Raw genomic sequence first — 10,798 nt, forward strand, 5'->3', positions numbered from 1 at the left:
GGACCTCGCCTGCACTGCTGTGCGGGATGGGATTCGCGCGTCGGGCCATGCCGTCCAGTGAACCAGGGCGGCTTTCCCTCGGTCAAAGCCCTAAGTTCACTACTTCGACACCCGAGCGTCACTCTTTTGCTTGCCAAGAAGCAAAAGTACCCCTAGTTTGGTACCCGAACCGGCAGAGCCAGCCGAAGACAGCAGGGGCACGAAGATCGTGAGCGAGCAGAGGATCCACCCGACGGTGGCCGCAGTGACGGAGCGCATCGCGCGCCGCAGTGCCGCCACGCGTTCCGCGTACCTGGAACGGATCCGAGCGGCGGCCTCCGAGAAGCCCGCCCGCGGTCAGCTCGGCTGCGCCAACTTCGCCCACGGCTTCGCCGCCTGCTCGCCGAGCGAGAAGCTGGGCCTGCGCGGCACCGGCCCGCAGGGCCCGGTCAAGCCGAACGTCGCGATCGTCTCCTCGTACAACGACATGCTCTCCGCGCACCAGCCGCTGCGGACCTACCCCGAGCAGCTCAAGGCCGCGGTCGCCGCGGCCGGCGGTGTGGCCCAGTTCGCCGGCGGCGTACCCGCCATGTGCGACGGGATCACCCAGGGCCGCGCGGGCATGGAGCTGTCCCTGTTCAGCCGCGACGTGGTCGCGATGGCCGCCGCGGTGGCGCTCGCGCACGACATGTTCGACGGCGCGCTGATGCTGGGCGTGTGCGACAAGATCGTCCCCGGCCTGGTGATCGGGGCGCTGTCGTTCGGACACCTGCCGACGATCTTCGTGCCCGCCGGTCCAATGTCCTCGGGCCTGCCGAACAAGGAGAAGGCCCGGGTCCGGCAGCGCTTCGCCGAGGGCAAGGTCTCCCGCGAGGAACTGCTCGACGCCGAGGCCGGCGCCTACCACGGCATCGGCACCTGCACCTTCTACGGCACCGCGAACACGAACCAGCTGGTGATGGAGGTGCTCGGCCTGCACCTGCCGGGCGCCAGCTTCGTGCACCCCGACCAGCCGCTGCGCAAGGCGCTGACCGACGAGGCGGGCCGCCGGGTCGCGGCCACCACCTCGCTCGGCGACCCGACCTCGCTGGTCCGCGACTACACGCCGATCGGCGAGGTGCTGGACGAGAAGGCCTGGGTCAACGCGGTCGTCGCGCTGCTGGCCACCGGCGGCTCCACCAACCACACGCTGCACCTGGTCGCGATGGCCGCCGCCGCCGGGATCACGCTCACCTGGGACGACTTCGCCGAGTTGTCCACGGCGGTGCCGCTGCTGACCCGGATGTACCCGAACGGTCCGGCGGACATCAACCACTTCCACGCCGCGGGCGGCACCGCGTTCCTGATCGGCACGCTGCTCGACGGCGGGCTGCTCAACGAGGACGTGCGCACCGTGGCCGGCGACGGGCTCGCCCGCTACCGCCGCGAGCCGCAGCTCACCGACGACGGCTCGATCGTGTGGGTGGACGGCCCGACGGAGAGCCTGGACCTGGACGTACTGCGGCCCTACGACAAGCCGTTCGCGCCCGACGGCGGACTGCGCATGTTGCACGGCGACCTCGGTCGCGCGGTGATCAAGGTGTCCGCGGTCGACCCGTCGCACCACGTGGTGCGCGCGCCCGCGCGGGTGTTCGACGGACAGGCCGATTTCCTGGCCGCGTTCGAGCGCGACGAGTTGAACCACGACCTGATCGCGGTGCTGCGCTACCAGGGTCCGCGCGCCAACGGCATGCCGGAGTTGCACAAGCTGATCCCCGCGCTCGGCGTGCTCCAGGACCGGGGCCACCACGTGGCGCTGGTCACCGACGGCCGGCTCTCCGGCGCGTCCGGCAAGATCCCGGCGGCGATCCACTGCACCCCCGAGGCGGCGGTCGGCGGCCCGATCGCGCTGATCCGCAACGGCGACATCGTGACCGTGGACGCGGTCGCGGGGACGCTGACCACCGAGGCCGACCTGAGCGGACGGCGGCCCGAGGGCGCGGCCCCGACCGACGCCGAATGGGTCGGCACCGGGCGCGAGTTGTTCACCGCGCTGCGGGCCGGGGTGGGCCCCGCCGACCTGGGTGCGGGCGTGTTCGGCGCGGTCGCGACCGCGGCTTTCGACGGAGCGAGCGCGTGAACCCGACCGTGGCCCCACCGACTCCCGACCGCCCGTGGCTGGTCGCCGACATCGGCGGCACCAACGCGCGCTTCGCCGTGCTCACCGAGCCCGGCGGCCGACCCGAGCACGTGCTCGGGCTGCGCAGCGAGGACCACGTGGACCTGGCCGCGGCGATCGAGGACTACCTGGACCGCTCCGGCGCGGCCCGGCCGAGCGCGATCTGCGCGGCGGTCGCGGGCCCCGTGCACGGCGACCGGTTCCGGCTGACCAACGGCGCGTGGGTGTTGTCCATCGCGGAGACCCGGGTCAAGCTCGGCGTGCCGGACCTGTACCTGATCAACGACTTCGAGGCGCTGGCCCTGTCGCTGCCGCACCTGGCCGGCGACGACCTGATCATGGTCGGCGACCGACTCCCCGACCCGACGCTGCCGATGGCCGTACTCGGCCCCGGCACCGGACTCGGCGTGGCCGGCCTGGTGCCGATCCCGGGCGGCGGCTGGGTGCCGCTGCCGGGCGAGGGTGGGCACGTCCTGCTGCGCCCGGCGCACGGCCCCGACGCCGCGGCCCTGGAGGTGCTGCGCGACGAGCGCGGCGGCCTGGGCACGGTGACCGCCGAACACGTGCTGTCCGGCCCGGGCCTGTGCCGGCTGCACCGCTGCACGGCGGCGGTGCACGGGGTCGCGGCCGAGGCGCTGAGCCCGGCCGACATCTCGGCCCGCGCGCTCGACGGCTCCGACAAGGTGTGCGTCGCGACGGTCGAGACCTTCTGCCGACTGCTCGGCACGTTCGCCGGTGGGGTGGCCCTGACGATGGGCGCTCGCGGCGGTGTCTTCCTGGCCGGGGGCATCCTGCCCCGGATCACCGAGATGCTGCTGGAGAGCGAGTTCCGGATGGGCTTCGAGACCAACCCGACGATGGCGCCGTACCTGCACCGCATCTCCACCGCGCTCGTGGTGGCCCCGCATCCGGCTCTGCGCGGCGCGTCCGCGTGGCTGGAAGCGCGCAGCACTCGAACCATGGAGGTGGCGGCGTGAGCACGTCCGCTCTTGACCTGGCACCGGTGATCCCGGTGGTGATCGTGGACGACGTGGAGTCGGCCGTACCGCTGGCGCGCGCGCTGGTGGCGGGCGGGCTGCCGGCCGTCGAGGTCACCCTGCGCACGCCGGCCGCTCTCGGCGCGATCGAGCGGATCGCGGCCGAGGTCGAGGGCGCGTTCGTGGGCGCCGGTACGGTCCTGACGCCGGACCAGGCGAAGGCGGCGGCCGACGCCGGCGCACGCTTCCTGGTCACGCCGGGCTGCACCGAGACCCTGTACGGGGCCCTGGTCGACACCGGCCTCGCCTTCCTGCCCGGCACGTCGTCCGTGTCCGAGGTGCTGGAGCTGCGCGAACGCGGGGTTCGGGAGATGAAGTTCTTCCCGGCCGAGGCCGCGGGCGGCGCGCCGTTCCTGAAGTCGCTGGCCTCGCCGGTGCCGGACGTGCGCTTTTGCCCGACGGGCGGAATCACCCCGGCCTCGGCCCCGACCTACCTGGCGCTGCCCAACGTGGCATGCGTCGGCGGGTCCTGGATGCTTCCCGCGGACGCGGTCGCCTCGCGCGACTGGTCCCGGGTGGAACAGCTCGCCCGCGAAGCCTCGGGGCTGCGCGGGTAGCAAAAACGTCCCCTGGCGCGCTCTGCCCTGAGGTGCGCCAGGGGCACGGACCGCGGATGGTGGGTCGTATGAGGGTTCGACCCACGAACGAGCAGGTCGTATGAGGGTTCGACCTGCGGAGACCGCGAATAGGGACCCGCTCTTCGGCGAGGAGAGCGGGTCTCTTCTTTTTGGGCGCTTCGCGCCGGCTCGCGAGGGACCACTTTTCTGCTCCCCCGCTTCGCTCCTCCGCAGAAAAGCGGCCCCTCGCTCGGGGTCGTGTGCCCCTCCGCTTCGCTCCGGGTCACCCGACCCGAAATTCGCGGCTCCGCCGCTCTCCGCGCTGCGCGCGTCGATCGCGTGGGCGGCCCGTGTCGGGGGCGCTGACGCGCCGTGGGGCGCTTCGTGCGGGTCGGGCACGTGGTTATGCCGACTGGTGGGTGGGCTCCAGGGCTCTTGCGGGCTTGACGATCTTGAGGAGTGGGCCGGTCAGGGTTACCGCGAGCATTGCCGCGTCGTCCTCCAGCTTGCCGCCGACGTGGGCGATCAGGGCCTGTTCGACGGCGTCCAGCATTCCGGCGGCGTCGTTGTGGGCGTAGGTCGTCAGGTGGCGGCCCAGCGGGTAGAAGGCGCCGGAGGTGTTCCGGGCCTCGGTCACGCCGTCCGTGTGCATCAGGAGCACGTCGCCCGGGCGGAACGGGACCTGCTCCACCGCGCGCGCCGTGGCCGCCGGCAGCAGGCCCATGCCCAACGGCAGGCCGGCCTCGGCGATCACCTCGCCCACCGTGCCGCCGCGTACCAGCAGCGGCGACGGATGGCCGCACGCCAGCACCTGCATCGTGCCCTCGCCGGGACACAGCTCGACCATCACGGCGGTCACGAAGTCCTCGGTGCCCAGTTGCCGGTTCAGGCTGCGATCCACCCGGGCGCCGACCTCCGCCAGGGTCGGCGCGTCGTAGGCCGCCTCGCGGAACGCGCCGAGCGTACGGGCCGCCATGTCGACCGCCTCGAGCCCCTTGCCGCGCACGTCGCCCAGCAGCACCCGCACCCCGTACGGGGTTTCCAGCACCTCGTACAGATCGCCGCCGATCGACGCCTCCTCGGCCGCCGCCCGATACCGCACCGCGAAGCCGAACCGGCCGATCGCCCGGGGCACCGGGCGCAGCAGCGCCCGCTGGGCCACCTCCGCCACCGACTGCACCCGATGCAGCCGGGCGTCCTGGCGCCGCCGCTCCCAGCCGACCCAGCATCCGAACAGCGTCACGATCAGGATGGCCGCCGAGACGCCGGTGGTGGACTTGTCCCCGCCGCCGCCGTACACGTGCGGGTTGAGCAGGAGCCGGGTCGCCAGCGCCACCACCCCGGCCGTCGCCGTCAACCACGGGCGGTAGGCCATCGCCACCACCGCCGGGACCGCGATCAGCACCGCGTGCATGTCCAGGTAGTCCGGGGCGAACGCCCGACTCACCAGGACCGCCACGTAGAGGCCCACCGCCACCGGAACTGCTCGACGAGCGGGAAGCGCCAGGGCAGGCATGTATTCAGGACCTTTCATTGTCGCGCTGGAGGGGACGGGCCGACGACCGACGCGTTCCATGGTCACCCGTACCGAGAGGCACGGACAGGGGCGAAGGTCCCATTAGGTTCAAAACGTATCGAAACCTGGCCAAACAGGCACTTGACAGTGCCGCCATTCGGGTCGGAGGCCGGGCCGCGACCAGGCCCTATGCTGCGCCCATGCCCCGTGACTCCGGCCCCACCAGGCGCCGCATCGTCGAGGCCGCCGAGATCCTGTTCGCGCGGCACGGTCTCGACGTGCCGTTGCAGGACATCACCCGCGCGGCGGGGCAGCGCAACGCCGGCGCGATCCACTACCACTTCGGCGGGCGCGAGGGTTTGTTGCGGGCGATCGTCGAGCAGCACGTGCCGGTCGTGTACGCCCGCCGCCAGGCGCTGCTCGCCGCGGCCCGCGAGCAACCGGAGCGGTTGTCCGGGTTCGCCCGCGCGATCGTGCTGCCGATCACCGAGTTGCTGAACGGCTCGCCGGCCGACCGGGCCTACCTCCAGATCTCGGTGGAACTGCTGCGGGACACGACCTCGCCGGTGACCCCGCTGCTCGGCGGCGAGGACGTACAGGACGTGGTGGACGCGGTGGCCGCGGCCCGCCCCGACCTGCCCGCGACCGCGCTCCAGGCCCGCACGTTCCTGGTCACCCAGATGGTCGGCATGTTGTGCGCGGCGCGCGCCGCCCGGCACGACCGCCCGCCGCGCCCGGACGGGATCGCGCCGACCGGCCTGCTCGGCCCGGAGGCGTTCGACGACCACCTCACGGCGATCGTCGCCGGCGCCCTCGCCGGCGACTGAACCGCGCCGCCACACCACCGCACGCCCACCCGTCGGCCGCCGCGCACAGGCGCACCGACTCCTCCCGCGGAATCCCTTGACTCCTTCGACCCCTCGTATTAAACACACCTTTTAATTAACCGGATCAAGGGCTGTGCCGAGGGAAGGTACGAACGCCATGGCGAACCACGACCTGGTCATCAAGGGCGGCATCGTCGTCGACGGTTCCGGCAACCCGCGCCGTCGCGCGGACGTCGCGATCACCGACGGCGTGATCACCGCGATCGGACGCGTCCCCGCCGAGGACGCGGATCGGGTGATCGACGCGACCGGGCTGATCGTCGCGCCCGGCTTCATCGACCTGCACACCCACTACGACGGCCAGGTCTTCTGGGACCCGTACCTGACCACGTCCGGCCCGCACGGGGTGACCTCCGTGGTCACCGGCAACTGCGGCTTCGGCTTCGCCCCGGTGCGCGAGGACATGCGCGATCGCGCGATGTTGTCGATGACCGCCGTCGAGGACATCCCCACCGAGACCCTGCGCGAGGGCATGCCCTGGGACTGGGTCACCTTCCCCGAATACCTGGACAGCGTCGAGCGCACCCCCAAGGCGGTCAACGTACTGCCCTACGTACCGGTGAACCCGCTGCTGATCTGGGTGCTCGGCCTGGAGCGGGCGAAGGCGGGCGCGCTGCCCACCGACGCCGAACACGTCGAACTGGCCCGCCTGTTGACCGAGGCGATGGAGGCCGGCGCGGGCGGCTGGTCGGCGCAGTGCCTGGGCGAGCCGGGCAACCCGAACGGTCGGCTGATGCAGGGCGACTTCGACGGTACGCCGATGCCCACCGACATCATGTGGCCGCAGACCCGCCTGGCCCTGGCCGAGGCACTGGCCGGGCAGGGTCGCGGCTTCATGCAGGTGTCCGGTACGCAGATCACCGAGGAGGAGTACGAACACCTCGTCGAGGTCAGCGGCCGGCCGCTGATCTGGAACGCGGTGATCGCCAACTCGCGCAGCGGCGGCCTGTACCGGCGCAAGATCGAGTGGCTGCGCAGCTGCCAGGAGCGCGGCATCCCGATCTACGGCCAGGCGATGACCACCGACGTCCCGGTGCCGTTCAGCTTCCTGTACGGCGGCGTGTCCACCCGGCCGCCGGTGGCCACGATCTTCGCGGCCGAGACCGTCGAGGCCAAGATCGCGCTGCTGAACGACCCGGTGATCCGCGCCGAACTGCGGGAATTCGACCCGCTGTTCTACCACCTGTACCCGGACATGAAGCTGCACCGCACCTTCACCGAGGAGTACAAGCCGTACGAGGGCCTGTCGTTCAAGGAGATCGGCGCGCGGCTCGACCGGCACCCGGTGGACGTGCTGTGCGACGTCACCATCGCCGACGGGCTGACCACGCAGGTGCACACCGGCCAGTTCAACGCCACGTTGGAGGGCCTCAAGGAACTCGTCGACTACGAGTACCTGTTGCCCGGCCTGTCCGACGGCGGCGCGCACCTCAAGACGCTGAGCGCGGGCATGTACGGCACCGAGTACATCGTCGAGTACGTCCGCAAGCACGCCTGGACCTCACTGGAGCAGGCCCACTGGCGGTTGTCCGGACTGCCCGCCCGATGCGCGGGCTTCACCGACCGAGGGGTGCTCGACGTCGGCGCCGCAGCCGACATCATCGTCTACGACTACGACGAACTTGCCTACGGCGACCCGCAGTTCGTTCACGACCTGCCCGGCGGTCAATTGCGCACGGTGATCGACGCGAAGGGCTACCGACACATCCTGGTCAACGGCCGGGTGACGGTCGAGAACGACCGGCCCACCGGCGTGCACAGCGGCGAACTGCTGCGCCACGGAAGGGCGAACCCCCGCTGACCCGAACGCCTACCGCCGACTCGTACGCATGGATCCGGTCCGTGCCCGGGTAGGCATGCGACACCGCGAACACGGACGAGCAAGGGGGCGCGATGTCGAAGAAGACCCGCAAGCGCAAGTCCCGTCGCAAGCACCGGGCCAACCACGGACACCGCCCGGCCTGATCGCACCACCGACCCGGACGCGCCGGCCGTCATCGAGGATGACCGCCGGCGCGTCCGGCCGTTCCGGGACTGCCGTCAGCCGTACATCCGCCGCATCGCGAAGGCGATCATCTGCTCTATGGCCTTGGCGTCGAACATCACCCGGTGCTCGCCGTCGAGGTCGAGCACGAAGCCGTAGCCGTTGGGGAGCAGGTCGAGCACCTCGGCGCCGGTGACGGTGAAGTGTCTGGACTCCTCGCCGGCGTACTTCTTGAGTTCGGCGAGGGAGCTGAACATCGGGATCACCGGCTCGGGGGTGTTGTGCAGGGCCAGGAAGCCCGGGCGATCCCCCCTCGGGCAGAAGACCTTCGACGCGATGAAGATGGACTGGAAGTCCTCGCCGTTCATGACGCCCGTGGCGAACGCGCGCACGGCGTCGGTGAGCGCCGGCGCCTCCGCCCGGGCCTGGGGTTCCTCGGTTGCGTAGCCGTACACACCATGAGGCTAGCGGGTCCGCGGCCCGGGTTTGAGCCCTCGGTCGAGACGGTCATGGATACCTCGTGGTAACCCGATGGGAACCTCTCGGGGATTGAAAAAGTTACCCATGGGTACGATCATTATGTTACCGACCAGTACACTGGGCTTCGGATCGGTTCGGTCGGTCCTTCGATGCGGACGTTCGGTCCGGTCGGCAAGTTCGGTCAGCGCAAGTCACCAGACGCAACCACGGGCGGAGCCTGTCATGGGTCACTACAAGTCGAATCTCCGCGACCTGGAGTTCAACCTGTTCGAGGTCTTCGGACGCGAGCAGGTCTATGGCACGGGTCCGTTCGCGGACATGGACGTCGAAACGGCCAGGTCGATCCTGTCCGAGGTCGAGCGCCTCGCCGTGAACGATCTCGCCGATTCCTTCGCGGAGGGCGACCGCAACCCACCCGTGTTCGATCCGGCGACGCACTCGGCCACGCTGCCCGAGGCGTTCAAGAAGTCGTACAAGGCCTACATGGACTCCGAGTGGTGGCGCCTCGCGCTCCCGGAGAGCATGGGCGGCACCAACTGCCCGCGTTCGCTGCGCTGGTCGGTGGCCGAGCTGGTGCTCGGCGCCAACCCGGCGCTGTGGATGTACGCGGCGGGCCCCGACTTCGCCCAGGTGCTGCACACGCTCGGCACCGAGGAGCAGCGCAAGGTCGCCGGCTTCATGGTCGACCGCCAGTGGGGCTCCACGATGGTGCTGACCGAGCCCGACGCCGGCTCGGACGTCGGCGCGGGTCGCACCAAGGCGGTGCGGCAGGAGGACGGCACCTGGCACATCCAGGGCGTCAAGCGCTTCATCACCTCCGGTGACCAGGACATGACCGAGAACATCATCCACCTGGTGCTCGCGCGCCCGGAGGGTGCGGGTCCCGGCACCAAGGGCCTGTCGCTGTTCGTGGTGCCGAAGTTCCACTTCGACCCGGAGACCGGCGACCTCGGCGAGCGCAACGGCGCCTTCGTCACCAACGTCGAGCACAAGATGGGCCTCAAGGTCTCCACGACCTGCGAGCTCACCTTCGGCGAGCACGGCGTCCCGGCCGTCGGCACCCTGGTCGGCGAGGTGCACAGCGGCATCGCACAGATGTTCAAGATCATCGAGTACGCCCGGATGATGGTCGGCACGAAGGCCATCGCCACGCTGTCCACCGGCTACCTCAACGCGCTCGAGTACGCGAAGGAGCGCTTCCAGGGCGCCGACCTCGCGCAGATGACGAACAAGGCCGCGCCGCGCGTGTCCATCACGCACCACCCGGACGTGCGCCGCTCGCTGCTCACCCAGAAGGCGTACGTCGAGGGCATGCGCGCGCTGGTGCTGTACACGTCCTCGTGGCAGGACCGGATCGAGGGCGCCACGCTGGCCGGCGGCACGGATGAGACCGCGGACCGGGTCAACGACCTGCTGCTGCCGATCGTCAAGGGCTATGGCTCGGAGAAGTCCTACGAGCAGCTCGCCCAGTCGCTGCAGACCTTCGGCGGGTCGGGCTTCCTGCAGGAATACCCGATCGAGCAGTACATCCGCGACGCCAAGATCGACACCCTCTACGAGGGCACCACCGCGATCCAGGGTCAGGACTTCTTCTTCCGGAAGATCGTCCGCGACCAGGGCAAGGCGCTGACCGTGGTGGCCGGCGAGATCCAGGAGTTCATCGCCGCGCAGGCCGAGGGCGAACTGGCCGCCGAGGTCAAGCTGCTCGCGACCGCCGCCGAGGACGTCCAGGGCATGGTCGCCGCGATGATCAACCAGTTGATGGCGTCCGAGCAGGAGATCGACTCGATCTACAAGGTCGGCCAGAACACCACCCGCCTGCTGCTCGCCGCCGGCGACCTGGTGGTCTCCTGGCTGCTGCTGCGCCAGGCCGCGGTGGCGCTCGCCAAGCTGGCCGGCACGCCCGGTCGCGACGAGGCGTTCTACCGGGGCAAGGTCGCCGCCGCGAAGCACTTCGCGCGGGAGATCCTGCCGCTGCTCACCCCACAGCGGCTGATGGTCGAGCAGATCGACAACGCCCTGATGGACCTCCCGGAGGCGGCCTTCTAGCGCGGGGCCAGCTACTGCGGTTGCGAGGCGCTGCCTTCCGCTCTGGAGCGGGGGGCGGCGCCTTGTTTGCGTGCCGGGTTTCGGCGGGGCGGAGTCGTAGCGCGAGCCCTGCGTGAAGCCGGAGTCGTGTGCCGCGGCGGTGCTTTTTGTT

At 70.7% G+C, this 10,798-nt stretch carries 9 protein-coding genes; 7 read left to right on the top strand and 2 right to left on the bottom strand.

From position 1 onward, the window contains the following. The first annotated feature begins 208 nt into the window (after window positions 1–208). The 3 genes from edd to eda are packed head-to-tail and all read left to right on the top strand — an operon-like array spanning window position 209 to window position 3,731. Window positions 209–2,098 (top strand): phosphogluconate dehydratase, encoded by a 1,890-nt coding sequence (gene edd / locus EMA17_RS10595; protein ID WP_246126570.1) that lies wholly within the window; start codon window positions 209–211, stop codon window positions 2,096–2,098. Further along, window positions 2,095–3,114, top strand: coding sequence for a glucokinase (gene glk / locus EMA17_RS10600; protein WP_126636635.1), 1,020 nt, complete (start codon window positions 2,095–2,097; stop codon window positions 3,112–3,114). The genes edd and glk overlap by 4 nt, the downstream gene beginning before the upstream one ends. After that, window positions 3,111–3,731, top strand: coding sequence for a bifunctional 4-hydroxy-2-oxoglutarate aldolase/2-dehydro-3-deoxy-phosphogluconate aldolase (gene eda / locus EMA17_RS10605; protein WP_126636636.1), 621 nt, complete (start codon window positions 3,111–3,113; stop codon window positions 3,729–3,731). The genes glk and eda overlap by 4 nt, the downstream gene beginning before the upstream one ends. Before the next feature lie 403 nt (window positions 3,732–4,134). On the opposite strand, the gene EMA17_RS10610 is transcribed toward eda, so the two are convergent. Next, window positions 4,135–5,247 carry a PP2C family protein-serine/threonine phosphatase gene (locus EMA17_RS10610; RefSeq protein WP_160161361.1) on the bottom strand — a complete coding sequence of 371 codons (1,113 nt, stop codon included), beginning with the start codon at window positions 5,245–5,247 and terminating at the stop codon, window positions 4,135–4,137. Between the two features lie 200 nt (window positions 5,248–5,447). Between EMA17_RS10610 and EMA17_RS10615 the strand changes: the two genes are divergently transcribed. From EMA17_RS10615 to EMA17_RS56390, 3 genes are all read left to right on the top strand, one after another. Next, the gene (locus tag EMA17_RS10615) at window positions 5,448–6,074 is read left to right on the top strand and encodes a TetR/AcrR family transcriptional regulator (protein WP_126636638.1); all 627 of its coding nucleotides are present in this window, start codon (window positions 5,448–5,450) and stop codon (window positions 6,072–6,074) included. Between the two features lie 157 nt (window positions 6,075–6,231). Further along, entirely contained in the window at window positions 6,232–7,935 is a 1,704-nt protein-coding gene (locus EMA17_RS10620; protein ID WP_126636639.1) for an N-acyl-D-amino-acid deacylase family protein, read from the top strand. Window positions 7,936–8,027: 92 nt separating this feature from the next. Continuing rightward, a complete protein-coding gene (locus tag EMA17_RS56390; protein ID WP_500809686.1) occupies window positions 8,028–8,099 on the top strand; it encodes a 50S ribosomal protein bL37 in 72 nt (23 codons plus the stop codon). Between the two features lie 75 nt (window positions 8,100–8,174). On the opposite strand, the gene EMA17_RS10625 is transcribed toward EMA17_RS56390, so the two are convergent. After that, on the bottom strand, window positions 8,175–8,573 hold the full coding sequence (locus EMA17_RS10625; protein ID WP_078976240.1) for an SseB family protein: 399 nt from the start codon (window positions 8,571–8,573) through the stop codon (window positions 8,175–8,177). 247 nt (window positions 8,574–8,820) lie between these two features. On the opposite strand from EMA17_RS10625, the gene EMA17_RS10630 reads away from it, so the two are divergent. After that, window positions 8,821–10,647 carry an acyl-CoA dehydrogenase gene (locus tag EMA17_RS10630; protein ID WP_126636640.1) on the top strand — a complete coding sequence of 609 codons (1,827 nt, stop codon included), beginning with the start codon at window positions 8,821–8,823 and terminating at the stop codon, window positions 10,645–10,647. Window positions 10,648–10,798: the final 151 nt, after the last annotated feature.

Source organism: Embleya hyalina, assembly GCF_003967355.1.
Classification (GTDB): domain Bacteria; phylum Actinomycetota; class Actinomycetes; order Streptomycetales; family Streptomycetaceae; genus Embleya; species Embleya hyalina.